Annotated in this window: 1 pseudogene; it reads left to right on the forward strand. The window is 62.5% G+C overall.

The features are described 5' to 3' along the window. A pseudogene (locus HMPREF2550_RS12630) lies at nucleotides 1-256 on the forward strand (DUF4192 domain-containing protein); the annotation flags it as partial.

Here is a 256-nt window from a genome sequence, read left to right on the forward strand (position 1 = left end):
CGTTCTTCGTCGACGACGAGGGCGTCGACACCATCCGCCTCGGCCCGGTCGCGCGGTTCGATCTGGACGAAGCTGTTGCAAAGCTCACCGAGAGCCGCGAGCGGTTCGCAGCGTGGGTCCACCACCTTGAACTCGACGCTGTTATCGCGTACATGATCAGCGATGACATTGCGCAACCGATCTTTGACGAGACGGCAACGTATCTCACTAGTGGGGCAGTGCACCTACCGCCGCTGCTCGGGGTGGTGCAGGTGCC

The sequence above is a fragment of the Corynebacterium sp. HMSC074A01 genome (assembly GCF_001831515.1).
Classification (GTDB): Bacteria; Actinomycetota; Actinomycetes; order Mycobacteriales; family Mycobacteriaceae; genus Corynebacterium.